General features: G+C 71.2%; 23 protein-coding genes and 4 tRNA genes. 16 read left to right on the top strand and 11 right to left on the bottom strand.

Annotation, left to right across the window (positions count from 1 at the left end; genetic code table 11):
- Positions 1 to 14 precede the first annotated feature (14 nt).
- From ACIRJR_RS35470 to ACIRJR_RS35450, 5 genes are read left to right on the top strand one after another with little or no spacing between them, the layout of a single operon-like run.
- A complete protein-coding gene (locus tag ACIRJR_RS35470) occupies positions 15 to 542 on the top strand; it encodes an ArsR/SmtB family transcription factor (protein ID WP_403788613.1) in 528 nt (175 codons plus the stop codon).
- A 26-nt stretch (positions 543 to 568) separates the two neighbouring features.
- Complete coding sequence (locus tag ACIRJR_RS35465; RefSeq protein WP_403788611.1) at positions 569 to 1,393, top strand: M23 family metallopeptidase; 825 nt, start codon at positions 569 to 571, stop codon at positions 1,391 to 1,393.
- A gap of 4 nt (positions 1,394 to 1,397) precedes the next feature.
- The gene (locus ACIRJR_RS35460; RefSeq protein ID WP_403788609.1) at positions 1,398 to 2,723 is read left to right on the top strand and encodes a hypothetical protein; all 1,326 of its coding nucleotides are present in this window, start codon (positions 1,398 to 1,400) and stop codon (positions 2,721 to 2,723) included.
- A gap of 37 nt (positions 2,724 to 2,760) precedes the next feature.
- Entirely contained in the window at positions 2,761 to 3,558 is a 798-nt protein-coding gene (locus tag ACIRJR_RS35455) for a sterol carrier family protein (RefSeq protein WP_403788607.1), read from the top strand.
- A 53-nt stretch (positions 3,559 to 3,611) separates the two neighbouring features.
- Positions 3,612 to 4,100 (top strand): META domain-containing protein, encoded by a 489-nt coding sequence (locus tag ACIRJR_RS35450; RefSeq protein ID WP_403788605.1) that lies wholly within the window; start codon positions 3,612 to 3,614, stop codon positions 4,098 to 4,100.
- Between the two features lie 29 nt (positions 4,101 to 4,129).
- Here the strand turns inward: ACIRJR_RS35450 and ACIRJR_RS35445 are convergent, their stop codons facing one another.
- Positions 4,130 to 5,596, bottom strand: a complete 1,467-nt coding sequence (locus ACIRJR_RS35445; protein WP_403788603.1) for a sulfatase-like hydrolase/transferase — start codon at positions 5,594 to 5,596, stop codon at positions 4,130 to 4,132.
- Between the two features lie 198 nt (positions 5,597 to 5,794).
- On the bottom strand, positions 5,795 to 5,887 hold the full coding sequence (locus ACIRJR_RS35440) for a putative leader peptide (protein ID WP_352303411.1): 93 nt from the start codon (positions 5,885 to 5,887) through the stop codon (positions 5,795 to 5,797).
- A 510-nt stretch (positions 5,888 to 6,397) separates the two neighbouring features.
- Here ACIRJR_RS35440 and purF point away from each other — a divergent pair.
- Together purF and purM are read left to right on the top strand one after the other, a co-directional pair.
- Positions 6,398 to 7,924 carry an amidophosphoribosyltransferase gene (gene purF, locus ACIRJR_RS35435; RefSeq protein ID WP_403788601.1) on the top strand — a complete coding sequence of 509 codons (1,527 nt, stop codon included), beginning with the start codon at positions 6,398 to 6,400 and terminating at the stop codon, positions 7,922 to 7,924.
- A gap of 60 nt (positions 7,925 to 7,984) precedes the next feature.
- Positions 7,985 to 9,058 (top strand): phosphoribosylformylglycinamidine cyclo-ligase, encoded by a 1,074-nt coding sequence (purM, locus tag ACIRJR_RS35430; protein WP_403788599.1) that lies wholly within the window; start codon positions 7,985 to 7,987, stop codon positions 9,056 to 9,058.
- A 153-nt stretch (positions 9,059 to 9,211) separates the two neighbouring features.
- Here purM and ACIRJR_RS35425 read toward each other — a convergent pair whose 3' ends face one another.
- Both ACIRJR_RS35425 and ACIRJR_RS35420 read right to left on the bottom strand, forming a co-directional pair.
- On the bottom strand, positions 9,212 to 9,469 hold the full coding sequence (locus ACIRJR_RS35425) for a DUF3073 domain-containing protein (protein ID WP_033296941.1): 258 nt from the start codon (positions 9,467 to 9,469) through the stop codon (positions 9,212 to 9,214).
- Between the two features lie 353 nt (positions 9,470 to 9,822).
- Entirely contained in the window at positions 9,823 to 10,920 is a 1,098-nt protein-coding gene (locus ACIRJR_RS35420; RefSeq protein ID WP_403788597.1) for a Leu/Phe/Val dehydrogenase, read from the bottom strand.
- A 176-nt stretch (positions 10,921 to 11,096) separates the two neighbouring features.
- Between ACIRJR_RS35420 and ACIRJR_RS35415 the strand changes: the two genes are divergently transcribed.
- Positions 11,097 to 11,939 carry a hypothetical protein gene (locus tag ACIRJR_RS35415; RefSeq protein WP_403788595.1) on the top strand — a complete coding sequence of 281 codons (843 nt, stop codon included), beginning with the start codon at positions 11,097 to 11,099 and terminating at the stop codon, positions 11,937 to 11,939.
- Between the two features lie 659 nt (positions 11,940 to 12,598).
- On the top strand, positions 12,599 to 12,805 hold the full coding sequence (gene bldC / locus ACIRJR_RS35410; protein WP_003949541.1) for a developmental transcriptional regulator BldC: 207 nt from the start codon (positions 12,599 to 12,601) through the stop codon (positions 12,803 to 12,805).
- A 497-nt stretch (positions 12,806 to 13,302) separates the two neighbouring features.
- Here the strand turns inward: bldC and ACIRJR_RS35405 are convergent, their stop codons facing one another.
- The 3 genes from ACIRJR_RS35405 to hrpA form a co-directional block, all read right to left on the bottom strand.
- Complete coding sequence (locus ACIRJR_RS35405; RefSeq protein WP_403788593.1) at positions 13,303 to 13,707, bottom strand: DUF6274 family protein; 405 nt, start codon at positions 13,705 to 13,707, stop codon at positions 13,303 to 13,305.
- A 140-nt stretch (positions 13,708 to 13,847) separates the two neighbouring features.
- Positions 13,848 to 13,922 (bottom strand) — tRNA-Asp (locus ACIRJR_RS35400).
- A 116-nt stretch (positions 13,923 to 14,038) separates the two neighbouring features.
- Positions 14,039 to 17,971: an ATP-dependent RNA helicase HrpA gene (hrpA, locus tag ACIRJR_RS35395; RefSeq protein WP_403788591.1), complete on the bottom strand. Its 3,933-nt coding sequence runs from the start codon at positions 17,969 to 17,971 to the stop codon at positions 14,039 to 14,041.
- A 288-nt stretch (positions 17,972 to 18,259) separates the two neighbouring features.
- Here hrpA and ACIRJR_RS35390 point away from each other — a divergent pair, with 288 nt between their 5' ends.
- Together ACIRJR_RS35390 and ACIRJR_RS35385 are read left to right on the top strand one after the other, a co-directional pair.
- On the top strand, positions 18,260 to 19,042 hold the full coding sequence (locus ACIRJR_RS35390) for a DsbA family protein (RefSeq protein ID WP_403788589.1): 783 nt from the start codon (positions 18,260 to 18,262) through the stop codon (positions 19,040 to 19,042).
- Entirely contained in the window at positions 19,039 to 19,884 is an 846-nt protein-coding gene (locus ACIRJR_RS35385) for a cytochrome c biogenesis CcdA family protein (RefSeq protein WP_403788587.1), read from the top strand. Before ACIRJR_RS35390 ends, ACIRJR_RS35385 begins: the two co-directional genes overlap by 4 nt.
- 37 nt (positions 19,885 to 19,921) lie before the next feature.
- Here ACIRJR_RS35385 and ACIRJR_RS35380 read toward each other — a convergent pair.
- The 4 genes from ACIRJR_RS35380 to ACIRJR_RS35365 form a co-directional block, all read right to left on the bottom strand.
- Positions 19,922 to 19,998 (bottom strand) — tRNA-Phe (locus ACIRJR_RS35380).
- 22 nt (positions 19,999 to 20,020) lie between these two features.
- Positions 20,021 to 20,095: transfer RNA gene (locus ACIRJR_RS35375), tRNA-Asp, on the bottom strand.
- Between the two features lie 39 nt (positions 20,096 to 20,134).
- Positions 20,135 to 20,207, bottom strand: a tRNA-Glu gene (locus tag ACIRJR_RS35370).
- Between the two features lie 80 nt (positions 20,208 to 20,287).
- On the bottom strand, positions 20,288 to 21,814 hold the full coding sequence (locus ACIRJR_RS35365) for a metallophosphoesterase (protein WP_403788585.1): 1,527 nt from the start codon (positions 21,812 to 21,814) through the stop codon (positions 20,288 to 20,290).
- 124 nt (positions 21,815 to 21,938) lie between these two features.
- Between ACIRJR_RS35365 and ACIRJR_RS35360 the strand changes: the two genes are divergently transcribed.
- The 5 genes from ACIRJR_RS35360 to ACIRJR_RS35340 form a co-directional block, all read left to right on the top strand.
- On the top strand, positions 21,939 to 22,292 hold the full coding sequence (locus ACIRJR_RS35360; RefSeq protein WP_403788583.1) for a metallopeptidase family protein: 354 nt from the start codon (positions 21,939 to 21,941) through the stop codon (positions 22,290 to 22,292).
- A complete protein-coding gene (locus ACIRJR_RS35355) occupies positions 22,289 to 22,795 on the top strand; it encodes a fluoride efflux transporter FluC (RefSeq protein WP_403788581.1) in 507 nt (168 codons plus the stop codon). The genes ACIRJR_RS35360 and ACIRJR_RS35355 overlap by 4 nt, the downstream gene beginning before the upstream one ends.
- The gene (locus ACIRJR_RS35350; protein ID WP_403788579.1) at positions 22,792 to 23,175 is read left to right on the top strand and encodes a fluoride efflux transporter FluC; all 384 of its coding nucleotides are present in this window, start codon (positions 22,792 to 22,794) and stop codon (positions 23,173 to 23,175) included. The genes ACIRJR_RS35355 and ACIRJR_RS35350 overlap by 4 nt, the downstream gene beginning before the upstream one ends.
- Positions 23,176 to 23,292: 117 nt before the next feature.
- Complete coding sequence (locus ACIRJR_RS35345) at positions 23,293 to 23,850, top strand: hypothetical protein (protein WP_403788577.1); 558 nt, start codon at positions 23,293 to 23,295, stop codon at positions 23,848 to 23,850.
- A gap of 241 nt (positions 23,851 to 24,091) precedes the next feature.
- On the top strand, positions 24,092 to 26,070 hold a 1,979-nt coding region (locus ACIRJR_RS35340; RefSeq protein WP_403788575.1), incomplete at its 3' end, for a DEAD/DEAH box helicase.

Genomic DNA, 26,070 nt, shown 5'->3' with positions numbered 1-26,070 from the left:
GTAATGTGGAAGCCATGGAGATCGAGGACCGCGTCGCCGAACTGGAGCGCCGCCTCGCGGTGCTGGAGTCGGCTGCCGGGGGCGGGAAGCCTGAGCTGGGGGTCGGGGACTTCTGGGCACTGGACGGGCTGAAGGACCAGCTCGGACAGGCCGGGGAGGCCGCGGCGGACGGCGGGGTGCTGTTCACGGGGGCGGTGACGCTGCCGGCTGGTGAGCGCTACGAGTGGCAATACGGGGCGCTCGCCGCGGGGCTCCTGGGGAGCACGGACGAGGACCGTCCCGACTGGGCGGAAGCCGCCGAACCCCTGGCCGCGCTCGGGCACCCGGTCCGGCTGCGGCTGCTCCGCGAGATCCTCGGCGGCCGCCGCACGGCCGCCGAACTGGCCGAGTCGGACGACACGGGTACGACCGGCCAGATCTACCACCACCTGCGCCTGCTGACCGGCGCGGGCTGGCTGCACACGACGGGTCGCGGGCGCTACGAGGTGCCCGGTGCCCGGGTGGTGCCGCTGCTGGTGGTGCTCACGGCCGCCCGGCCGTGAGTACGCACGCCGACCGAGGGGACCCCATGTCCGCACGCAAGGCCGCGATGATCCTCTACCGATGCTGCTGGCTCGCGTTCGTCGCTCTGCTGGTGGCGGACCTCGTCGCCGAACGGCTCGTCCCGTTCTGGCTGGTCTTCGTGCCGGCGGGCGCCGCGATTCTCATCGGCCTCCTGGTGGGCCGCCGCAGCCGTGCGGACATCGCGGAGGACCGGCGGGCCGTCGAGGTGGGCGCACCGGTGACCGGGCGCTGGGTCGCGCTCAACAGCCCGGCCGACAAGGTCCCCAGCCACGGCACCCACGGCTACGGGCAGACGTACGCGATCGACATCGTCGCCGAACCGGAGGAGGGAAGCCGTCCCCCCTTCCGGTGGCTGTGGCCGGTCGCCCGGCCCAACCGCGACTTCCCGGCCTTCGGCGCCCCGCTCGTCGCTGCGGCGGACGCCACCGTCGTGCACGCGAGCGACGGCAGGCGCGACCACCTCAGCAGGAACTCCGGCCCGGCGCTGGCCTATCTGATGCTGGTGGAGGCGTCCCTGCGCGACATGGCGGGCGCCCGCTGGATCGTCGGGAACCACCTGGTTCTCGACCTCGGCGACGGGACGTACGCCGTGTACGCCCATCTGCGGCGCGGGTCCCTCCAGGTGCGGGCCGGCGACACCGTACGGGCCGGGCAGCTGCTCGCCCACTGCGGGAACTCCGGCAACTCCACCGAGCCGCATGTGCACTTCCAGCTCATGGACCACCCGGACCTCGACGTGGCGCGCGGAATTCCCTTCACCTGGCGGGGCGCCGGCGTACCGGCCGGCGGCGAGGCGTTCACGGTCCCGGAGGCTGTCAGCAGCGGCTGATAGCTTGGCGATCGACGCACGCGGGGCCGTACGGGGGGCGACGGTGGACGATCGGGGCAGCGAGCAGCAGGAGAGCGGTATACGGGAGTGGCCCGACCACGGGCCCTGGGGCAACGCCTTCAACATCCTGCTGTGCGTGCTTGCCGTCGCCGGGATCGGGCTCAGCGGCTGGGCCCTCGTCATGGAGGTCGTCGACCTCCGTGACCGTGGGGAGAGCCGGGAGCGCATCGCGGCGGCGTGCGGAGGCCTCATCGATCCCGGCCTCGTCCTCGGGCTCGACGGCGGGGGGATCGACCGGGTCAAGACCGACGACCGGTACGAGGTGTCCACCGAGATGCCTTACAGCGGCTGTCGCGTCTACCGGGTGGGCGGTCCGGGGACGACCTACAGCCACTTCTCCATGTCTCTCGTCCTGCACTCCGCGGATCCGGACGCGGAGGAGACGGCCGACGAGATCGACGAGCAGGAGGACGAGCCGTTCCGCCGCCCGTACAGGGACGAGGAGGGCACGGCGCCGGTCGTGAGCCACGCGGTTCCGTACCCGCTCGGCGACGGAAGGCTGGGCGACTACGACGAGTACAAGGTGACGGCTCGGGCGCACTGCGCGACGGGCGGAGAGGTCGCCTCGGTCGAGGCGTCGGCCGTCGCCCAGTACGACCGGCGCGTCACGTCCGAGGACCGTCGCGGTCTTGCCGAGCTGGCCCGTCAGGCGGTGGACCGGGCAGCTGGACGCGCGGGGTGCCGTGCCGACCTCCCCGGGCTGCCCGCCGATCTCCCCGAGCCGACGAAGGAGTTCGGCGCCCCGTCGGCCACGGGAGGCACCTGCGCCTGGTACCGGAACTTCCTCACCACGGAGGAGCGGGGAGACCTTCCCGACCGGGCACTGGCCTCCCCGGCGGGCCGCGCGAGCGACCACGACGCCTGTGTGCTGGCGCTGGGGGAGAAGGAGACCCGCAGGATCCACCCCGGATACGCGAAGAGTTCCGGCTATCCGCAGACGCTGGAGGACGTGCTGAGGTACCTCCCCTGGTGGGCGAAGACCGAGACGTACGTCGGCGACGGCGCCCGAGGCCTGCGGACCGGGAGGGTCAACGAGACGACCGAACTCGCTCCCGGCACCGCGGGCACGGACTCCAGTGGTGTCTGGTGGGCGTCCTCGGTCTGCGGGGGCCGTCCCGCCGTGCATGTGCTGTGGGTGGCGTATCCGTACGACCGGATCGTCCGCGACCGGCTGGAACCCCTGTTCCGGGCCTACGTCACCGACGCAACCGAGCGCCGGGGGTGCACCGGCGTCGTCCTCCCCGACGCGGCGGACTTCGACAGGAGTTGAGAGGGCACTGTCGGACCCGCCGGTTAGTCTCGCCTCCATGCCACCGGCCAAGAAGCGCCCCCGCGCCTACGACGTCACCCGGACCAGGACCGCCGTCCTGGCCCAGTTCGCCCACGTACGGGACGCGGTGCGCGGCCTGACGGCCGAGCAGCTGGCGCAGCCGGGGCTGGGGGAGTGGACGGTGCGGGAGCTCGCGGCGCACCTGACCATGGCCCTGGAGCGGGTGAGCCGGGCCATGGAGCTGCCGGCACCAGGGGGGCCCAGGCCGGAGGTCTCGCTGCTGGAGTGGCCGTTCTCCACCGCCGGCGGTTCCGCGGCCGTCGCCGGCCACACCCGGGAACTGGCCGAGGGGCGGCCCGACCTCGACGCGCTGTACGAGGAGACCGCGGACCGGTTCACCGCGCTGGTGCCCGCTGACGCCGGGGACCGGCTGGTGACGGCCCGGTCCGGGACGATGCGGCTGGGTGATTTCCTGGTCACCCGCACCGTCGAACTGGTCGTCCACACCGACGACCTGCACCGGGCGACCGGCCTCGACATCCCCTACGACCGGCAGGCGCTCGCCGCCTGCACCCGGCTGCTCGCCGACGCCCTCGCGGACCGGGCGCCCGGCGGCTCCGTCGAGGTGCGTGTACCGCCGTTCGCCGTCGTGCAGTGCATCGGCGGCCCCAAGCACACCCGGGGTACGCCGCCCAACGTCGTGGAGACGGACCCGCTCACCTGGATCAGGCTGGCCACCGGACGTCTGCGCTGGGCGGAGGCCCTCGAAGCCGCGCAGGTCAGCGCGAGTGGTGAGCGGGCCGATCTCGCCCCGCTCCTTCCGCTGATGGGCTGAGGGGGAACCGGATCGGCTGCTCGATCCGTCCCAACGCCATGCGCACACAACGTATGACCGCCAGTGTCCTCGGTGTTCTCGCCTTCTCCACCCTTGCCGCCTGCGGCACGGAGTCGGGTTCCGGAACGGGATCCGGGGATTCCGGGGACGGCAGCGGCACCGTCTCCACCGAGCCGTCCGCCCCGCTCACCGGAACGGCCTGGAAGGTCACCGGCCTGGTGTCCGGCGGTACCGACGCCTCCCTGCCCGCCGGTACGGAGAAGAAGGCGCACCTCACCTTCGGCAAGGACGGTTCGGTGGAGGGCAGCCTCGGCTGCAACTCCTTCCACGGCACGGCGGCGGTCTCCGGATCCACCCTGACCTTCGGCCCGCTCACCTCCACCAGGAAGATGTGCCCGGGCCCCGAGATGGAGCTGGAGCGCGCCCTGCTGGGGGTGCTGGAGGGGAGGACGACGTACGTGATCGATCACCGCTCCCTGTCGATCGAGGCGAAGAGCGGCAAGGGACTCGACGCCTCCGCCCCGCCGGCGGCCGGGGGCTGACCGGCCGCGGGCCGGTCAGCCCCGCGGGCTCACGAGCCCGTCGGATAGGGGAGCAGGCCGGCGTCCGTCTTCTCCCACGACGCCCGCAGCCCTGCCAGCCGCTGCGGCTCGGCCGCCGCACGGTCGGCCTGTTCGCGCTGGTCGTCGGCCAGATTGAACAGCTGGTCGGTCCCGTCGCGTCCCCGGTAGTACTTCCAGTCGCCGCGCCGCAGGGCCCGCTCGCCGCGCACCCGCCAGAAGAGGTCGCGCTCCTTCGGGGCCTCGTCCCGCAGCAGGTATCCGGCGAGGCTGACGCCGTCCAGCGGATACGCGGGGTCGGGCCGGGCACCGCCGAGCTCCAGCAGGGTCGCCGTCCAGTCGGGTGAGAACACCGGGACGTCGCTGACCTGGTGGCCGTCCACGCGTGCGGGCCAGCGCAGCACCGAGGGGACCCGGATGCCGCCTTCCCGGAGCGAGCTCTTGCTGCCGGAGAGCGGCCAGTTGTAGGAGAACCGCTCGCCTCCGTTGTCGCTGGCGAAGAAGACGAGGGTGTCCTGCTCCTGACCTGACCGCTTCAGCGCCTTCAGTACCTCGCCGACCGAGCGGTCCAGGTCCTCGACCATCTCCGTGTACTTCTCGACCGAGCCGCCGTCCGCGTGCCAGAGCGCCCCCCGGTCACCGGCCTTGATCCTGCGGACGATCTCGGCGCCGGCCTCCGTGTCCCCGTCGGCGATCCACGGCCAGTGCGGGGTGGTGAAGTTCAGATTGAGCAGCCACGGCTTGTCGTGATCACGGCTCACGTACTCGCTCGCACGCTCCGTCAGGATCCGCGTGTAGTACCGCAGGTCCTTGTACTCGGCGTCGCCCTCGTACAGGTCGTACTCGCCGCCCAGGCCGAGCTTGGAGTAGTACTCCAGGGCTCCGCCGAAGTTGCCGAAGAACTCGTCCCAGCCCGATCTGGTCGGGCTGTGGTCCGGCAGGTAGCCGCAGTGCCACTTGCCGATGAGCGCGGTGGCGTACCCGGCGCCGCGCAGCAGGGACGCCAGCGTGGGGTGGGTGGGTTCGAGGCCCACGGACCTGTCGGCGATGGGCTCGGCGAGTCCGCCCTTCGTACGCCCCGGGTAGCGCCCGGTGTAGAGGCTGAAGCGGGTGGGGGAGCAGGTGGCGGACCCGGAGTAGGAGTCCGTGAACCGCACCCCTTGGCGCCCCAGCTCGTCCAGGTGGGGCGTCCGGATGTGCGGGGCGCCGTACGAGGAGAGATCCGCCCAGCCGAGGTCGTCGCCGAGGATGAACAGGATGTTGGGACGGCGGGCGTGCCTGCCGCGGGCGGCGCGGAACGGCCGCTCCGCGGTCGCACCGCGCTGCGGTGTCGAGGGAGCGGCGGCGGCCGGAGCGGCGGCCTGTACGCCGACGGCGGCGGTGGCGGCGGCCGCGCCCACGGCGGTGGCGAAGGCGCGGCGGCTCAGCGGTGAACCGGAATCTACATCCGAACGAATATTCGAATCGCGAGAGGTCATGAGGTCTCCTGGGCGGGCCTCGGGCGCCGGCCGGGGGGCGGGGCGCGAGGGGGCGGGGCGCGGGGGATCCCGTCAGGAACGGGTGCACGCCGCGGCGGACCCGGTCATGAGGGGCGGAAGGTGAGAAGAGTGGAAATACGTGCACGCGTACCGGAGTTCGAGGCGAACGCCCCGCGCGGTTCCGGAGTGGCGGCTGGCTCAGGCGCAGCGACAGATGGCGCTCGCCACACGTCCCAGATCGACGTGGCGGCGCTCCACGAGCGTGACCGAACGATCACCGAGGGGCTGCATGGGGAAGGAGCCTGCCAACAGGTCATGGGCGTGTCAACGGCGGTCTCGCACTGCGGACAGCCGTCTCACACGGTCCGGTTCCGCCCGGTACCGGCCCCTGTCCGGGAGGAGTGGTCCCCGTTCCCGGAGGAGTGGCCGGCCCCGGAAAGGGCTGCTGCGGGGAGGCTTCGGGGTGCTCGGGGCGTCCCGGCCGTGGACTCGCAGTGTGAGGCTCACCACGAAAAGAGGGTGGGGCCCACCCCTGGGCCGGCACCGTCCACGGCTCTCCGGGCCTTCGGGAGGGGCGGAAGCGGCGGAGTGCGCGACCTGTCGGTAACCGGCCTCCATCCCGGGCGTCGACTGCCCCGACGGCGTCCGGGGCCGAAGCGGCAGCCGTGCCGGGATCACCCGGAGTGATCGCCCGACCATCGCCCGGGCCCTCGTGGAGGGCGCCCCGCCGCCGTGCCGTCGGCCTCTTCCCGGGGGCCGTCCAATTCGGACCGGTGGTCGATCTCGCCTACACTCGGAGCCGTGCCTCGTGGTGATGGACGACTCAACCACGACCTGCTCCCCGGAGAGAAAGGCCCCCAGGACGCTTGCGGCGTCTTCGGTGTCTGGGCTCCGGGCGAAGAGGTCGCCAAGCTCACCTATTTCGGACTGTATGCCCTGCAGCACCGTGGACAGGAGTCCGCGGGCATCGCAGTGAGCAACGGGTCCCAGATCCTGGTCTTCAAGGACATGGGACTGGTCTCGCAGGTCTTCGACGAAACGTCTCTGGGATCGCTCCAGGGCCATATCGCGGTCGGTCATGCCCGCTACTCCACCACCGGTGCCTCGGTGTGGGAGAACGCGCAGCCGACGTTCCGTGCCACCGCGCACGGCTCGATCGCCCTGGGTCACAACGGCAATCTGGTCAATACGGCCCAGCTCGCCGAGATGGTCGCCGACCTTCCTCGCAAGGACGGGCGGGCCACCCAGGTCGCGGCGACGAACGACACCGATCTGGTGACCGCGCTGCTCGCCGGCCAGAGAGACGGCGACGACAAGCCCCTGACCATCGAGGAGGCCGCCACCAAGGTGCTTCCCGACGTCAAGGGAGCCTTCTCGCTCGTCTTCATGGACGAGCACACCCTGTACGCCGCCCGTGACCCGCAGGGCATCCGCCCCCTGGTCCTCGGCCGCCTCGAGCGCGGCTGGGTGGTGGCCTCCGAGTCCGCCGCCCTCGACATCTGCGGTGCCAGCTTCGTCCGCGAGATCGAGCCGGGCGAGCTCGTCGCCATCGACGAGAACGGCCTGCGCACCTCACGCTTCGCGGAAGCGAAGCCCAAGGGCTGTGTCTTCGAGTACGTCTACCTGGCCCGCCCTGACACCGACATCGCCGGCCGCAACGTCTACCTCTCCCGTGTGGAGATGGGACGGAAGCTGGCGGCCGAGGCCCCCGTCGAGGCCGATCTGGTCATAGCGACACCGGAGTCCGGAACCCCCGCGGCCATCGGCTACGCCGAGGCGAGCGGAATTCCGTTCGGAGCCGGACTCGTCAAGAACGCCTACGTCGGCCGGACCTTCATCCAGCCCTCACAGACCATCCGTCAGCTGGGCATCCGGCTCAAGCTGAATCCGCTCAAGGAAGTCATCAAGGGCAAGCGCCTGGTGGTCGTCGACGACTCGATCGTCCGCGGCAACACCCAGCGGGCCCTGGTGAGGATGCTCCGCGAGGCGGGGGCGGCCGAGATCCACATCCGGATCTCCTCCCCGCCCGTGAAGTGGCCCTGCTTCTTCGGCATCGACTTCGCGACGCGCGCCGAGCTGATCGCCAACGGCATGTCGGTCGACGAGATCGCCACCTCCATGGGTGCCGACTCGCTCTCCTACATCTCGATCGACTCGATGATCGAGGCGACGACGATCGACAAGCCGAATCTCTGCCGTGCCTGCTTCGACGGCGAATACCCGATGGAGCTTCCGGACCCGGAACTGCTCGGCAAGCAGCTGCTGGAGACCGAGCTGGCGGCCGGACCCGCCGCGACCGCGGCGTCCGACGCACTGCGTCGTCCGTGATCCGGACCGACCGGTCACCGCTCCACCAGCCCCGTATTCCCACACGAAAGATCCCGGGCCATGTCTGAGACAACAGGTGCTTCCTACGCTGCGGCGGGCGTCGACATCGAAGCCGGTGACCGCGCCGTCGAGCTGATGAAGGAGTGGGTGAAGAAGACGCAGCGCCCCGAGGTCGCCGGCCTCGGCGGTCTCGGCGGATTCGCCGGCCTCTTCGACGCCTCGGCGCTCAAGCGTTACGAGCGCCCGCTGCTCGCCTCCGCGACCGACGGCGTCGGCACGAAGGTCGATCTGGCCCGGCAGATGGGTGTGTACGACACCATCGGCCACGACCTCGTCGGCATGGTCGTCGACGACCTGGTCGTCTGCGGCGCGGAGCCGCTCTTCATGACCGACTACATCTGCGTCGGCAAGGTGCATCCCGAGCGTGTCGCGGCCATCGTGAAGGGCATCGCCGAAGGCTGTGTCCTGGCGGGCTGCGCTCTCGTCGGCGGCGAGACGGCCGAGCACCCGGGCCTGTTGGGCCCGGACGACTTCGATGTCGCGGGTGCCGGCACGGGTGTGGTCGAGGCCGACCGCCTGCTGGGCCCCGACCGCATCCGTAAGGGTGACGCCGTGATCGCGATGGCGTCCTCCGGTCTTCACTCCAACGGGTACTCGCTCGTCCGCCACGTGGTCTTCGACCGGGCCGGCTGGACCCTGGACCGTCAGGTCGAGGAGTTCGGCAGGACGCTCGGCGAGGAGCTGCTGGAGCCCACCAGGATCTACTCGCTGGACTGCCTGGCCCTGACCCGTACGACCGAGGTGCACGGCTTCAGCCACGTCACCGGCGGCGGCCTGGCCAACAACCTGGCCCGGGTGATCCCGGACGGACTGCACGCGACGGTCGACCGGGGCACCTGGACGCCCGGCGCGGTCTTCGACCTGGTCGGCAAGGCCGGACAGGTCGAGCAGCTGGAGCTGGAGAAGACGCTCAACATGGGCGTCGGCATGATCGCGGTCGTTCCGGCCGACTCGGTGGACGCGGCGCTGACGACGCTGGCCGACCGGGGTGTCGACTCCTGGGTCGCCGGCGAGATCACCGAGCGCGGGGGCCACGCGACGGGCGCCGAGCTGACCGGCAGCTACGCACGGTAGGACGCCATGACCGCCGGTCCGGGGCACCACCGGACCGGCGGCGGGAACCGTCGCCTCGCGCGTCAGCCGTGGTGGTACGTCGTCCTTCCGGACCGGGACAGCACAGAACCCGGTCCGGGCAGGCCCGGACCGGGTTCATGTGTCAGCGCGAGGTCAAGCGCCGCGGCGCTGTGACGACGGACCGGACTGGTCGTCCTCGTCCGCGTCCTCGTCGTCGTTGTACTGATCCGCGTACTGTGCGTACGGGTCATCTTCCTCGTCGTCGTCCTCGAACGGCTCGGCGTTCGGTGGCTGACTCGAAGGTGATGCGCCCAGCTCATTGGCCAGACGTGACAGGTCTGTTCCGCCGCTGCTGTACTTCAGCTGGCGGGCGACCTTGGTCTGCTTGGCCTTTGCCCGGCCGCGCCCCATGGCTCGACCCCCTCGGTGACGGGGCTCGACGGCCCCAGAGTCTTGACACGCGTTCATGTTTCAGGACGGACTCTCGGCAGAGAGACCGCGCCCGTGGCTTTAACGGTACCTGCTTCCTCGGCCATACGGTACGCCGCCCGCATCACGTGCCTCGTCACAGGACCGTGGAGGAGCCCGTCCTCGCTGGTCAACCCCGATTTTAACCTCTTGTGGACGGGCGACCCGCCGACCGGAGTGAGTCATGTCTCCCCGGGGCCCGCCGACGGCTCTCCCGGACGTGCGGCGCCCCCGGCGCCGGGCTCTCCTGGGAGGTCCGGTGCCGGGGGCGCGGTGTCGGCGCGGTGGTGAATTCCTCAGGAACGGCGGGCGTCCGCCATCCGCTGTTCGGCGATCCGGTCGGCCGCCGCGGCCGGCGGAATCCCATCCGCCTTCGCACGTGCGAAGATGGACAGAGTGGTGTCGAAGATCCGTGTCGCCTTCGCCTTGCACCGGTCGAAGTCGAAACCGTGGAGTTCATCGGCGACCTGGATCACGCCTCCGGCGTTCACCACGTAGTCGGGTGCGTACAGAACCGACCGGTCGGCCAGGTCCTTCTCGATACCGGGGTGTGCCAGCTGGTTGTTGGCCGCGCCGCACACCACCTCGGCGGTGAGCACGGGGACGCTCTCGTCGTTCAGCGCGCCGCCCAGGGCACACGGGGCGTAGATGTCGAGCCCCTCCGTGCGGATGAGCGCGTCAGTGTCCACGGCCACCGAGACCTCGGGGTGCCGATCGGTGATCCGGCGTACGGACTCCTCGCGCACGTCCGTCACGACGACTCGGGCGCCGTCGCTCAGCAGGTGCTCCACCAGGTGGTGGCCGACCTTGCCGACGCCCGCCACGCCCACCGTGCGCCCCCGCAGGGTGGGGTCGCCCCACAGGTGCTGCGCGGAGGCACGCATGCCCTGGAAGACCCCGAACGCGGTGAGGACGGAGGAGTCGCCCGCGCCGCCGTTCTCGGGCGACCGGCCGGTGGTCCAGCGGCACTCCCGGGCGACGACGTCCATGTCCGCCACGTAGGTGCCGACATCGCAGGCGGTCACGTAGCGTCCGCCGAGCGAGGCCACGAACCGCCCGTAGGCCAGGAGCAGTTCCTCGGACTTGATCCGCTCCGGATCGCCGATGATGACGGCCTTGCCGCCGCCGTGGTCGAGGCCGGCCAGGGCGTTCTTGTAGGACATGCCGCGCGACAGGTTCAGCGCGTCCGCGACGGCCTCCTCCTCGGAGGCGTACGGATAGAAGCGGGTGCCGCCGAGGGCCGGGCCCAGGGCGGTGGAGTGCAGGGCGATGACGGCCTTGAGGCCGCTGGCACGGTCCTGGCAGATCACGACTTGCTCGTGACCTCCCTGCTCCGAGCGGAACAAGGTGCGCAGGACATCGGCAGAGGCGGGCACGCCGGTCACATCGGTCACTGTGGTGACTCCCAAGTACGAAGCGGCGGAAGACCCTCCTGAAGGTGGGGAGGGCCCCGGACCGACCGCCACCGGTCGGTCCGATGGGCAAGAGCGTAAGTCCTCGGGACACGGAGATCTGTTCCCGTGCCCGGGATCACCCCCCTGTGGAGTAGGGGCGTGACACGATTCGCCGCATGTCGGTGGTGTCTTCAGTGCTCATCCCTTACGCGTCCTACCTGCGGGTGTACGAGCCGCTCGCCGCCTTCCGCGAGCCCGAACGGGGTCACTGGACGCGCTACGCGCAGCGTTCGGAGCTGCCCACGGCCCAGGACGAACTGCGCCGCTCGCTGGCGGACCTGGTTCCGACCCCGCCCGTGGCGGTGCCGGTGCACGAGAGCGCGGACGCCTTCGTCGCGGTCGTCGACGGCACGATCGTGGTCTGTCCGTGGCGCACCCGGATGCGGAGCTGGCTGGCCATGGGTGAACTGGGGGGTCTGTTTCCGGCCACTGTGCTGGACGCGGTGCTGCCTCCGGTCGTGCGGAGGCAGGCGGAGGTGGACCACGAGCGGTGGGCCGAGCGGAATCCGGACGCCCGGCCCTGGATCCGGACCACGGTGTGGCACGTGCCGGTCCGCTGGTTCGTCCTGTTCGACGACGAGGAGCGGGAGTACGTCGCCGCCGGCGACGGCGTGGAGTCCCTGCTGCGGTACCGGACCCCGATGGTGCAGGCGCGGCGCCGGCTGGCGAGGGCGCTGCGGACGCTGCGGGAGACCGTCGACGAAGGTCCGCTCACCGAGGGGCTCGTGGAGGTCGGGCGCTGGCTGGAGGAGTTCCATCCCCGCGCCATGGTCGAGCTGGACTACGGCGGCCTGGTCCACGCCCTGAGCGGTGAACAGCTGGCCGGGGACCGGTCGGCCGCGGACGTGGCCGAGGGCATCGCGGCGCTGCGCTCGGGGGACGGTGACGCGGCGGGCGTCGCGTACGGGCGGCTGGCGGACCGCTGGCGGGCGGTGCGCGACCTGCAGTCCACCAACTAGCCTGAATCGGTGTGAAGAGGAACGCACTGCCGCATAGAGGGCCTATTCGCAGGGAAGAGACATCCTGTGAGGTGTCCGACATCCGAGGGCGCCCGGGAGTCCGGCGGAGGTGAACGCAGATGCCCTGAGGGGAACTGACGGGCTGTGAACCGGCGTCGAGTGTGACGCGTGCGACAGGTGGGGCGGGAGTCCGCTCGCGAGGGCCGGGACCTACGTCCCGAACCGGGCCTTTGTCTCAAGCGTGATGGATAGCACTAACAGGGCCCTTGCGCCGTTCCCTACTCCTCATGCCAAAATAGGACAAGGAGTCCGGGGAGGGCTCTGTCCGCCCAACTATGTGCGGATTGCTCAGCATTGCACGCTATGGGGGGTCTGATGACTTCTGACGACTCCTGTTTGTCCTGTGACTGATCGTTACTGGGGCGTGACTGTCCGCTATGGCATGGTCCATCGGCTTCCGTCGCTGATGAACACCTGGGAGGGCAATTCCATCGGTTTGGCCGACGTGGCTGGACGGATGGTGTAGTTGTAGTGCCGAGGACAAGCCGTTCGTCCTATAACCGACTCGGCCCGCGTCCGCCATTTCGGGCAACGCGGGTCAAGGTGCAGAATTTAGAGGAAAGAACCGAGATGGTTCGGTTCTCCCGAGGAGGCCGCTCATGACCGCTCGCACCCCTGATGCCGAGCCGCTGCTGACCCCGGCTGAGGTTGCCACGATGTTCCGCGTGGACCCGAAGACGGTCACCCGTTGGGCAAAGGCTGGCAAGCTCACGTCCATCCGCACGCTCGGTGGGCATCGCCGGTACCGCGAGGCAGAGGTCCGCGCACTGCTTGCGGGTATTCCGCAGCAGCGCAGCGAGGCCTGACACACCCCTGTCGCCGCAGCCACAACAGGGCGCTGGAGGTCCCCCAACCCCCGGTGTCCCCTTATAGCTCCATACGACGGGCACCCGCCCCAACGGGTGCCATGCCTGTGACACACGGGTTCGTCGTTCGATCGCGCTGGACTCCGCCGGGTCCAGCGCGATCTTTTTTTGCCCCGGAGGGGCCGCGGGGTGCCCGAATGGCGCCGGCGGCTGCCCGAACGGGCCGACGGGTCGGTTTGCCGCGCGGTCGTGTGCGACTCCGGGCGGGCCTGTTCGGGGTTGTTCGCCCGGGTCCCGGACGCCCTGGGACGGCTCGGGCGGAACGGTCCGGGATGTACGCCGAAGGCGGTGCAATGGCACATATTAAATTCGCTAGTTGTAGGAAGTACGTAAAGTGCCCCCCGCGCAAAACTGATTCGGTGACTCCCGTCACACCGGTACGGTCTTGCCAACTACGATCCTGCCACTGTGCCAGGGCGCTCCGCTGCGGGAGATGGTCACGGGGCGGGAGGACCTTCGTCCTCCGGGTGGGTCCCGGGGCGGGCCTCCGGCGGGGCCCCGGGGGGCGCTTCGGGGCGTTCCGCGCGGAACTCCGGTCCTCGCCCGGCCCCGTCGGGTGCCGGCCGTCGCGGCAGGGGCGCCGGCCGTCGCGGAGGGGGCGCCGCCCCGGCACCCGGTCCGGGGGTCCCGGCGGCCGTCTCCGGGGCGTGCGGCGGCTCGGCCCCGCTGCTGGGCTCCTCCTGGGCGTACGGGGCCTGTGGGGCCGTCAGGGGCTCCATGGCGAGTCGTAGGAGGCGGTGGCAGATCGGACAGTGCCGGGTGAGGTGGCGGTAGCCGGAGGCCGCCGCCAGGTGGGCGCGCAACAGCGCGCGGGTCTCGTGCCTTTCCGTGGGCGCAGACATGCGTGCGGCCTCCCGGTGACCCGGCCGCCCCGCGTCGAGGGAACAGGGGCGGACTCCGTCCTATGGAGTTACCGGCGGCCGACGCCCGCGTCAAGACGCACGAAAGCCCGGATCCAGGGGATCCGGGCTTTCATCTACTGCGGTCCTGACGGGATTTGAACCCGCGGCCTCCACCTTGACAGGGTGGCGAGCACTCCAAACTGCTCCACAGGACCAGGTTTTCGCTTCCGGCCTTGCGGCTGGCTGCGAAGACAGACTCTACAGGAGGTCCCGGGGCCAGGTCGAACTCACTCCCCGTACGGGTGCCGCTACGGAACGGCGGGGGCTCCGCTCACGGTGCGGCGGCGTCGATCGCCTTCACGATCCGCTTGTCGGATACGGGCTGTGCGGTGCCCAGCGCGTGCGCGAAATAGCTGACCCGGAGCTCCTCGATCATCCAGCGGATGTCCAGCACCTCCTGGGGCACCGGCCTTCCCCGCGGCAGCTGTTCGAGCAGCCAGGCGTACTCGTCCTGCATCTCGTGGACCTTCTCCATGCGCGTGGTGTCGCGCTGGACGTTCGTCGGCATCTGCTGGAGCCGGCGGTCCTCGGCGACGAGGTAGCGCATCAGGTCGGGGAGCCTGCGCAGCCCGGTCATGGTGACGAACCCCGGAGGTACGAGGCGGGCCAGGTGGTCCCGTACGTCGGTGACGTTGTTGATCAGGACCAGGCTGTTCGTCGACTTCAGCCGGCGCTCGCACGCCTGCCAGGCCGCCAGGACCTGCTGCACCTGGCCGATCGTGCGGACGGTGAGGTCGACGAGGTCGGCGCGCACTTTGTCGTACAGCTTCCGGAACGAGGCCTCGTCCCAGGCCGGGCCTCCGTGCGCGGCGATGAGCCGGTCCGCCGCGGCGGTGGCGCAGTCGTCGAACAGGGCCTGGATGGAGCCGTGCGGATTGCGGGACAGCGCCAGCTTCTGCTGGTTGGTGAGCTTGTCCGAGGCGAATTTGGCGGGGTTGACCGGGATGTTCAGCAGGATCAGCTTCCGGGTGCCGCGCCACATCGCCTGCTGCTGCTCGGCCTCCGTGTCGAAGAGGCGCACGGCGACGGTCTCGCCCTGGTCGGTGAGCGCCGGGTACGCCTTCACCGGCTGGCCGGCGCGGCGGGTCTCGAAGACGCGGTTCAGGGTGCCGATCGTCCAGTCCGTGAGCCCCGAACGCTCGATGGACTCGCCCGACGGCCCCGCGGTGGCCGCGGCGGCCTGGGAGAGCGCCTGGCGGGCCTTGGGGCGCAGCTGGATCTTCAGCGCCTCCAGGTCCTTGGCCTCGGCCACCTTGCGGCGCCGCTCGTCGGTGATCCGGAAGGTGATCTTCAGGTGGTCCGGTACCCGGGACAGGTCGAAGTCGTCGGCCGTGACCGGGACGCCGACCATCCGCTGGAGCTCACGGGCGAGTGTGAACGGCAGGGGCTCCTGGAGCGGGACGGCCCGGTCGAGGAACTTGTCCGCGTAGTTCGGCGCCGGGACGTAGTGCCGGCGGATCGGCTTGGGCAGCGAGCGGATCAGCTCCGTGACCACCTCCTCGCGCAGGCCCGGGATCTGCCAGTCGAAGCCCTCGGAGGTGACCTGGTTGAGCACCTGGAGCGGGATGTGGACGGTCACGCCGTCGGCGTCCGCGCCCGGCTCGAACTGGTAGGTCACCCGGAACTTGAGCTTCCCCTGCCGCCAGGAGTCCGGGTAGTCGTCCTTGGTGACCGCCCCGGCCTTCTCGTTGATGAGCATGGAGCGCTCGAAGTCGAGCGCGTCCGGCTCGTCGCGGCGCTTGTGCTTCCACCAGGAGTCGAAGTGCGCCCCGGAGACGATGTGCTCCGGAATCCGCTGGTCGTAGAAGTCGAAGAGCGTCTCGTCGTCCACGAGGATGTCGCGGCGCCGGGCGCGGTGCTCCAACTCCTCGACCTCGCCGAGCAGTTTGCGGTTGTCATGGAAGAACTGGTGATGCGTGCGCCAGTCGCCCTCGACCAGGGCGTTGCGGATGAACAGATCGCGCGACGCCTCCTGGTCGATTCGGCCGAAATTGATCTTGCGCTGGGCGACGATCGGCACCCCGTAGAGCGTGACCCGCTCGTACGCCATCACCGCTGCCTGGTCCTTCTCCCAGTGCGGCTCGCTGTAGGTCCGCTTCAGCAGGTGCTGGGCGAGTGGCTCGATCCACTCCGGTTCGACCTTCGCGTTGACCCGCGCCCAGAGCCGGGACGTCTCGACCAGCTCGGCCGACATCACGAAGCGCGGCTGCTTCTTGAAGAGCGCGGAGCCCGGGAAGACCGCGAACTTGGCGCTGCGCGCGCCCAGGTACTCGTTCTTCTCGGTGTCCTTCAGACCGATGTGCGAGAGCAGCCCCGCCAGCAGCGAGGTGTGGACCGCCTGCTCGGGCACGCCCTCGTCCGCCTTGGGCTCCTCGACGGTGATGCCCATCTGCTTGGCGACCGTCCGCAGCTGTGCGTAGATGTCCTGCCACTCGCGGATCCGCAGGAAGTTCAGGTACTCCTGCTTGCACATCCGGCGGAACGAGGACGAGCCCCGCTCCTTCTGCTGCTCGCGGATGTAGCGCCAGAGGTTCAGGTACGCGAGGAAGTCGGAGGTCTCGTCCTTGAACCGGGCATGGTTCTGGTCGGCCTGCGTCTGCTTCTCCGAGGGCCGTTCGCGCGGGTCCTGGATGGAGAGCGCCGCGGCGATGACCATGACCTCGCGGGCGCAGCCGTTCCTGTCGGCCTCGATGACCATGCGGGCCAGGCGCGGGTCCACGGGCAGCTGGGAGAGCTTGCGGCCCAGCGGGGTGAGGCGCTTGTGCGCGTCCTTCTCCTGCGGATCCAGTGCGCCGAGCTCCTGGAGGAGCTGCACGCCGTCGCGGATGTTGCGGTGGTCCGGCGGGTCGATGAAGGGGAACTTCTCGATGTCGCCGAGGCCGGCCGCGGTCATCTGGAGGATGACGGAGGCGAGGTTGGTCCGCAGGATCTCGGGGTCGGTGAACTCCGGACGGGTCAGGAAGTCGTCCTCGGAGTACAGCCGGACGCAGATGCCGTCCGACGTACGGCCGCAGCGGCCCTTGCGCTGGTTGGCGCTGGCCTGCGAGATCCGCTCGATCGGCAGCCGCTGGACCTTGGTGCGGTGGCTGTACCGGGAGATGCGGGCGTTGCCCGGGTCGATCACGTACTTGATGCCGGGGACGGTCAGCGAGGTCTCCGCGACGTTCGTCGCCAGGACGATCCTGCGGCCGGTGTGGCGCTGGAACACGCGGTTCTGCTCGGCGTGCGAGAGGCGCGCGTAGAGGGGGAGCACCTCGGTGTGTCTGAGGTTGCGCTTGTTCAGCGCGTCCGCGGTGTCGCGGATCTCCCGCTCCCCGGAGAGGAAGACCAGGACGTCGCCGGGGGCCTCGCGGCCCAGCTCGTCCACCGCGTCGCAGATGGCGGTGATCTGGTCCCGGTCGGTGTCGTCGCCCTCCTCCTCGAGGAGGGGCCGGTAGCGCACCTCCACCGGATACGTGCGCCCGCTGACCTCCACGATCGGCGCCTCGCCGAAGTGCCGGGCGAAGCGCTCCGGGTCGATGGTCGCCGAGGTGATGACGACCTTCAGATCGGGGCGCTTCGGCAGCAGCCGGGCCAGGTAGCCGAGCAGGAAGTCGATGTTCAGCGACCGCTCGTGGGCCTCGTCGATGATGATCGTGTCGTAGGCGAGGAGCTCGCGGTCCGTCTGGATCTCGGCCAGCAGGATGCCGTCCGTCATCAGCTTCACGAAGGTCGCGTCCGGATTCACCTGGTCGGTGAAGCGCACCTTCCAGCCGACGGCCTCGCCCAGCGGGGTCTTCAGCTCGTCCGCGACGCGCTCCGCGACCGTGCGCGCCGCGATCCGGCGGGGCTGGGTGTGCCCGATCATGCCCCGGACGCCGCGCCCCAGCTCCATGCAGATCTTGGGGATCTGCGTGGTCTTGCCGGAGCCCGTCTCCCCGGCGACGATCACGACCTGGTGGTCGCGTATCGCCTCCAGGATCTCGTCCTTCTTCTGGCTGACCGGGAGCTGTTCCGGGTAGGACAGGGCGGGCATCCGCCCGGCCCGTCCCGCGAGCCGCTCGGCCGCCTTCCCGGCTTCGGCCGAGATCTCGTCCAGCACGGACTGCCGGGCCTCGGGCTTGCGGATGCGGCGGGCACCCTCGAGACGGCGGCCGAGCCGGTGCGCGTCGCGGAGCGAGAGCTGCCCGAGCCGGGTCTGGAGATCTGCGAAGGAAGTAGACATACGGACCCCAGGATCTCACCCGGGCGCGAGGAGTGGCGAACCTATTTCGCCCGGGCCGTGTCACGCCGCCCTCCCGGGGGAATCCACGGAAGGGCCCCGGTGACGCAACGCTGTCATGAGGTCACAGCACGTACCATTCCGGGCAACCGATCACCCGTCCCGCGCAAGGCGGCCCCATGTCCCGGGAGATACCCGCTCCCGCCGAACGCTCCGTGCCGAGGGCGTAGGCGGGCCCCACGCCCCTGCTCGGATCCCGCTCGTCCCCCACGCACTCGCACGGAGCGCCGCATGACCACGCCCACCCGCCGCCCCCCGCCCCCGGCCGGGAAGCCGTCCTCCGCCAGGAAGCCGCTGCTCTTCGGCCTCGTCGTCGTGCTCGCCGCCGGCCTGCTCGGCTTCGTCTCCTACCGGGCGACCGCCCCGGACGCACCCGCCGCCGACACCCCCGCCGTCGCCACCACCGCAGGGCCGGACGCCGACGTCCGACGGGAACTGGCGGAGCTGGCCCGGCGCGACGCGGGCGACAAGCTCGCGCAGGGCCGCACCGACGCCCCCGTCGTCCTCATCGAGTACGCCGACTTCCAGTGCGGCTACTGCGGGAAGTTCGCCCGGGACACCGAGCCCGAACTGATCAAGCGGTACGTCGAGGACGGCACCCTGCGCATCGAGTGGCGGAACCTCCCCATCTTCGGCGAGGCGTCGGAGGCGGCCGCCCGCGCGTCCTGGGCGGCCGGGCGGCAGGACCGCTTCTGGGCCTTCCACCGGGCCGCCTACGCCGAGGGCGCCAAGGACAGGGGATTCGGCGCGGAGCGGCTGCGCGCCCTCGCCCGGCAGGCCGGGGTGAAGGACCTGGACCGCTTCGCCCGCGACACCGCGAGCGCGGCGGCCACCGCGGCGGTCACCGAGGACCGGGAGCAGGCGTACAGGATCGGCGCCACGTCCACCCCGTCCTTCCTCATCAACGGCCGCCCGCTGGCCGGAGCCCAGCCCATGGCCGTCTTCACCCAGGCCATCGAGGCCGCGGCGGCGGAGGAAGCGAACGTCGGGAGTGCCGGGGACCCCGCGAAGTGACCCCGGGCACCGGATACTTCGCCGCTCTGCTCGGTGGCCTGCTCGCCCTGGTCAGCCCGTGCAGTGCCCTGCTGCTCCCGGCCTTCTTCGCGTACTCCGTGGACTCGGCCTCGCGGCTCCTGGCGCGCACGGTCGTCTTCTACGCCGGTCTCGCCACCACGCTCGTCCCGCTCGGCGCCGCCGGCTCGTACGCCGGGCGGCTCTTCCACGGGAACCGGGACGCGCTCGTCCTCGGTGCGGGCTGGCTGATCATCGGGCTCGGACTCGCCCAGATCGCCGGGCTGGGCTTCGCCTCCCGGCGTATGGCGGAGCTCGGTGGCCGGATCCGGCCCACGACGGCCTTCTCCGTCTACGCCCTGGGCGCGGTCTACGGGCTGGCGGGCTTCTGCGCCGGCCCGATCCTCGGCAGCGTCCTCACCGTGGCGGCGGTCAGCGGCAGCCCTGTCTACGGAGGACTGCTCCTCGCCGTCTACGCGCTCGGCATGGCCGTGCCCCTGTTCGTGCTCGCCCTGCTCTGGGAACGCTTCGACCTGGGCCGCAGGGCATGGCTGCGGGGCCGGCCGTTGCGCGTCGGCCGCTTCGAGGCGCACAGCACCTCGCTGCTCTCCGGCCTCTTCTTCATCGGGATCGGGGTGCTCTTCCTCGTGTACGACGGGACGACCGGGCTGCCCGGACTCCTCGACGTGGACGACTCGTTCGCCGCCGAGCAGTGGGTCCAGCGTGTGGGTGAGCGGGTGCCGGACGCGGCCGCACTGGGAGCCGTGGTGGCGGTGGTGGTGCTGATCCTCACGGTGCAGGTGTGGCGCAGGCGGCCCGGGCGCGAGAAGGAGGAGTCGGTCTGACACGGCGAAGGCCCCGTCCTCGGACGGGGCCTTCGGGTGGTGGCTGGGGCCGGGATCGAACCGGCGACCTATCGCTTTTCAGGCGATCGCTCGTACCAACTGAGCTACCCAGCCACGCAGCTCATACGGGCTGCAGCGGTCCTGACGGGATTTGAACCCGCGGCCTCCACCTTGACAGGGTGGCGAGCACTCCAAACTGCTCCACAGGACCAAGCTAATGTGCGAGACAAGTCTCGCACACGGTAAAGCGTGCCCCCAACGGGATTCGAACCCGTGCTACCGCCTTGAAAGGGCGGCGTCCTGGGCCACTAGACGATGAGGGCTAAGGGCCCACCTGCGCGCTTTCCAGCGCGTCGGGGACGTGAGAAGCATATGGGATGCGGGGAGGTATCGCCAAAACGGTTTACGGGGAGGTCGTCGAGACGCTCGGTGAGGGGGACGGACTCCTGAGGTTCTCCTCCGGGAGATGGCGGCTGACCTCGGCCGTCGTGAGGCCGAGGCCTCCGAGGGTGATCTCGTCCCAGGCCTGCAGGTGCCGGGTGGAGCGGTCCAGATAGAGCACCGAGGCCCGCACCTTCTCGGGCTTCTCGTTCTGCACGGCGCGCAGCCCGCCGCCGCCCGCCGAGCCCTCGACCTTCAGCCGCGTGCCCAGCGGCAGCAGTTCGTTCACCCGGTGGTGCACGTGGCCGGCCAGCACCAGCGGAACCGTTCCGTCCGTCTCCCGCGCCGCGTTCGGGTCGTGCGCCACCGCGATGTCCACCGGGGTGCCCGCGCGCTTCTGGTCGCGCAGCGCCGAGGCGAGGCGCATGCCCGCGAGCTGCTCGGCCGCCTTGCCGCCGGTGGGGCGCGTGCGGTCCGGGGTGAACTGCGGGTCACCGGTGCCGGCGATGCGCACACCGGCCACGGTCACGGCCTTCCCCTCGTCCAGGACGTGCACGTTCTTCATCTTCTCCAGGTAGGCCTGGGTCTCCTTGGAGTCGTGGTTGCCCCGCACCCACACGTAGGGGGCGCCGAGGTCGGCGGCCGGATCGAGGAAGCCGTTCTCCGCCGCGGTCCCGTGGTCCATCGTGTCCCCGGAGTCGATGATCACGTCGATCTCGTACTGCTCGACGAGCGAGGCGATGATGTGCCAGGCGGCCGGGTTGAGGTGGATGTCGGACACCTGAAGGACCCGCAGGGTCGCCGGGTCCGGCTTGTAGACCGGGAGCGTGGACGTGGCGTCGTAGAGCTTGGTCACGTTGGTGACGAGGCGGGCCAGTTCCTGTTGGTAGACGTCGAATTCGGTGACGATCGAGCGGGCGTCCCCGACGACCGACGGGGCGCTGGAGAGCAGTCCCGAGAATTTCGGCTCCAGGACGGACTTCGGGTTCCAGGTGGCGTACGCGCTGACGCCCGAGGCGGCCAGCAGCGCCAGGGCGAGGCCCCCGGCGGCCAGGGCGCGGCGCGGACGCCGGTAGACGACGAGGCCGAGGGCGGTGGCGCCGGAGACCACGGCCACGCAGGAGCGGACGGCCAGCTCCCGGGTACCGGCGGCGACGTCGTCGGTGACCTCGTCCTGGAGACCGGAGAGGCGCTCGGGGTGCTTGACCAGGGCCTGCGAGCGCTCCGGGTCCAGCTGGTCCACGTCCACGTCCAGGCGCACGGGGGCGTGGTGGGAGTCCAGCTCCAGAGCACCGAGCGGTGACACGTTGATCTTGGTGCCGCCGCTCACCGAGGGCCGCAGGGTCATGGTGGTGTCCATGGGCCCCACCGGCGTACGCACGCTGCCGACGACCAGGAGCCCGAGCCAGGCGCCCAGCACGACCACGGCCAGCAGGCCGAGCGCGCGCTTCCAGGGGTGCGGGGCCGGGACGAGCCCGGCGGGGGCGGTGGCGCGCGGGCGGCGGAGGTGGCGGACACGGGCGGCTGCGGCGTGGAACGGGCGTGCCATTGGGCGCGTATGCCCCGTTCGGACGGCGGGCATGCGGACGGACGTGCGGCTGTGGGCCGGGCGGGTGGCCTCCGGGACGCGTGCGGCCCGCCCGTTCCCGCCGGAGGTACGTGACAATGGCGGGGTGCTGGAGATGACGCGCGAGGAGTTCGAAGAGCTGGTGAGCGTGGCCCTTGACCGGGTCCCGCCGGAGCTGATGCGGCTGATGGACAACGTCGCGGTGTTCGTGGAGGAGGAACCGGAGGACCCCGAGGACCGGGAACTGCTCGGCCTCTACGAGGGCACGCCGCTCACCGAGCGCGGTGAGTGGTACGCGGGTGTCCTGCCGGACCGGATCACCATCTACCGGGGGCCGACGCTGCGGATGTGCGAGACCCGCGAGGACGTGGTCGCCGAGACCGAGATCACCGTGGTCCACGAGATCGCCCACCACTTCGGTATCGACGACGAGCGGCTGCACGAACTGGGCTACGGGTGAGCGGCGGGAGCCCGACCCCCGAGCGGCCGCCCCTCGGCCCCGACGCCGGCCTCGCCCCACCCGCGGAGCGCGGCGAGACGCGTGGCGCGGGCGGCGCGGGCGGCCGGCGGGTCCTGGCGGTGATCGCCGCGGGCGGCGCCGTGGGAGCCACCGCGCGCTACGCGGCCATGTCGGCCTGGCCGGCCGGCGGTGACGGATTCCCCTGGGCGGTCCTCACGGTCAACGTGACGGGCTGCGCCCTGATCGGTGTGCTGATGGTGCTGGCCGCCGAGCGGGCCACCGTCGCGCACCCCCTGGTGCGGCCGTTCCTGGGGGTCGGGGTGCTCGGCGGCTTCACCACGTTCTCGACGTACGCCGCCGACGTGGCCCGGCTGCTGACGCGTCAGGAGGTCGGGACGGCCATGGCGTACGCGGCGGCGACGGCCGTGGCGGCGCTCGGTGCGGTGTGGGGGGCGGCCGCGGTCACCCGGGCGCTGGCGGACCGGAGGGGGCGGGCGACGTGAACTGGCTGCTCGTCGCGCTCGGGGGCGCCGTCGGCGCGCCGCTGCGCTATCTGACGGACCGTGCGGTGCGGGCACGGCACGGCACGGCGCTGCCGTACGTGTTCCCGTGGGGGACCCTCACCGCCAACGCGGCGGGCAGTCTGCTGCTCGGGGTGCTGACGGGGGCCTCGGTGTCCACGCCGGTCCACGCCCTGCTGGGCACCGGCCTGTGCGGGGCGCTGACGACGTATTCGACGTTCTCGTACGAGACCCTGCGGCTGGCCGAGGCGGGGCGCGGCTTCCTGGCCGGGGCCAATGTGCTGGTGTCCCTGCTGGTGGGGCTCGGGGCGGTGTTCCTGGGGGCGGAGCTGGCGGGAGGGTCCGGGGGCGCCGGCGGGTGAGCCGCGGGGCGGACGCGTGTGCGGGTGTCGTGTCCGGGCGTGTCCCCGGCGGGTGCCGGGGAGTTGAACACATCGCTCTCCCGTCCCGCCGTCTCTCCTCCCCGGAGGTGCCACCCCGTGCGCCAGTTGTCCGCCCGCGTCCGCTGGGCAGCAGTCACCGCGCTGACGATCGCCGCGTCCACAGGCTGTGTGAGCGTCGGCGACGACGCCGGGAAGCCGTCCCCCTCACGTGCCGCGGACCGGAAGGGCGCCTCGGCCCAGCCGGACGGGGGCACGGTGTCCGGCACCGGCGGGTCCCGCCCGGGAGGTGGCCGTGCCGAGGCGCAGTCCGACCGGGGAGCCTCCGGGAAGCCCGGCGCGAAGGCCTCGGGGCATGCTCCGTCGGCCGGTGCCGAGGACGGCCGGCCGGTGCCCGCCGGCCCCGGCACCCCGGAGCCGACGCTGGGCGGCCCGCTGCCCACCCCGGAGCCCAGCGCCCCGGGGCCGGGCGAGCCGCCGCCGCCTCCGGTCACCCCCGAGACGCCCCCGCCCTCGCCCGAGCCGGAGCCCTCGCCGCCCCCGGAGCAGCCCTCCGCCTCGCCGGCCGCGCAGTTCCGCACCGATGCGATGGGGGCGCCGGGGCGGGTCGAGGTCTGGCCCACTCCGCGGGTGTCACCGCAGGTCGCGCCGGTGTGAGCACGCGCTCGTGACCAGCAGGTTTGCGCGATGCGGGGGAGGGTGCGTATGGTAGTAGATCGTTTGATCCCATTGCCCGGCGCCGACACAGAAGAGCGCCGTGTGGCGCGTACTCTCCCTTGCCGTGGCTGGACCGCATTGAGGCGGTCGAAATTGCGAAAACACGGAGTTACGGGCGCGTGCCGAGACTCCGGAAGGTTTCGCATTTCGCATGTCAATTTCCAGTTCTGACCACACCGTCATGTCCGAGAACGCTGAGAACGTCGAGCTCATCGAGGCCGTCGAGGCCGCGGTCGCAGAGGCCCCCGAGGCTGTCGAGGCCACCCAGGCCGTCGAGACCCCCGAGGTCGTCGAGACCCCCGCGGAGGAGTCCTCCACCGAGGCCGCCGACGCCGAGCCGACCGTCACCTTCGGGGACCTGGGCCTGCCCGAGGGCATCGTCCGCAAGCTCGCGCAGAACGGTGTGACGGCGCCCTTCCCGATCCAGGCCGCGACCATCCCGGACGCCCTGGCCGGCAAGGACATCCTGGGCCGTGGTCGCACCGGCTCCGGCAAGACCCTCTCCTTCGGTCTGCCGACCCTGGCCGCGCTGTCCGGCGGCCACACCGAGAAGAAGAAGCCCCGCGCGATCATCCTCACGCCGACCCGTGAGCTCGCGATGCAGGTCGCGGACGCGCTGCAGCCCTACGGCGACGTGCTCGGCCTGAAGATGAAGGTCGTCTGCGGCGGTACGTCGATGGGCAACCAGATCTACGCGCTGGAGCGCGGTGTCGACGTCCTCGTCGCCACCCCCGGCCGTCTGCGCGACATCATCAACCGTGGCGCCTGCTCCCTTTCGAGCGTCCAGGTCGCGGTCCTCGACGAGGCCGACCAGATGTCGGACCTGGGCTTCCTGCCCGAGGTCACCGAGCTGCTCGACCAGATCCCCGGCGGCGGCCAGCGCATGCTCTTCTCCGCCACCATGGAGAACGAGATCGGCACGCTCGTCAAGCGCTACCTGAGCAACCCGGTCACCCACGAGGTCGACAGCGCCCAGGGCAACGTCTCGACCATGTCGCACCACGTCCTCGTGGTGAAGCCGAAGGACAAGGCGCCGGTCACGGCCGCGATCGCCGCCCGCAAGGGCCGCACGATCATCTTCGTCCGCACCCAGCTGGGCGCCGACCGCATCGCCGAGCAGCTCATCGAGTCCGGCGTGAAGGCCGACGCGCTGCACGGCGGCATGACGCAGGGCGCCCGTACCCGCGTCCTCGAGGACTTCAAGAAGGGCTACGTCAACGCCCTCGTCGCCACCGACGTCGCCGCCCGCGGCATCCACGTCGACGGCATCGACCTCGTCCTGAACGTGGACCCGGCCGGCGACCACAAGGACTACCTGCACCGCTCGGGCCGTACCGCCCGCGCCGGCAAGTCCGGTGTCGTCGTCTCGCTGGCGCTCCCGCACCAGCGCCGCCAGATCTTCCGCCTCATGGAGGACGCGGGCGTCGACGCCTCGCGCCACATCGTGCAGGGCGCGGGTGTCTTCGAGCCCGAGGTCGCCGAGATCACCGGTGCCCGTTCGCTGACCGAGGTCCAGGCCGACTCCGCGAACAACGCGGCCAAGCAGGCCGAGCGCGAGGCCGCCGACCTCACCAAGCAGCTGGAGCGCGTCCAGCGCCGTGCCGTCGAGCTGCGCGAGGAGGCCGACCGCCTGGTCGCCCGTGCCGCCCGCGAGCGGGGCGACGACCCGGAGGCCGCGGTGGCCGAGGTCACCGCCGAGGCCGAGGCCGCGCTCGTCGCAGCCGTGTCCGTCCCCGAGCAGCCGGCCGCGCGCGAAGACCGTCGTGACGAGCGGGGCAACTACGCCCGTCGTGACGACCGCGGCGGCGACCGTGGTGGATACCGCGGTGGCAACGACCGCGTCGGCGAGCGCAGTGGCCGTCCCTCCGGTGGCTCCGGCTACCGCGGGAGCAACGACCGTCCGTCCTTCCGCGGCAGCAACGACCGTCGTGAAGACCGTCCGTCCGGTGGCTTCCGCTCCGGCGGCGGCGACCGTCGTGACGACCGTGGTGGCCGTTCCTTCGAGCGTCGTGACAACGACCGCCCGGCGTTCAACCGCGACCGTCGTGACGACCGTCCCTCGGGCGGCTTCCGCTCCGGCGGCGGCGACCGTCGTGACGACCGTGGTGGCCGTTCCTTCGAGCGTCGTGACAACGACCGCCCGGCGTTCAACCGCGACCG

The organism is Streptomyces sp. NPDC102402 (genome assembly GCF_044765765.1).
Taxonomy (GTDB): domain Bacteria; phylum Actinomycetota; class Actinomycetes; order Streptomycetales; family Streptomycetaceae; genus Streptomyces.
This window is presented reverse-complemented; position numbering and strand designations above follow the sequence as displayed.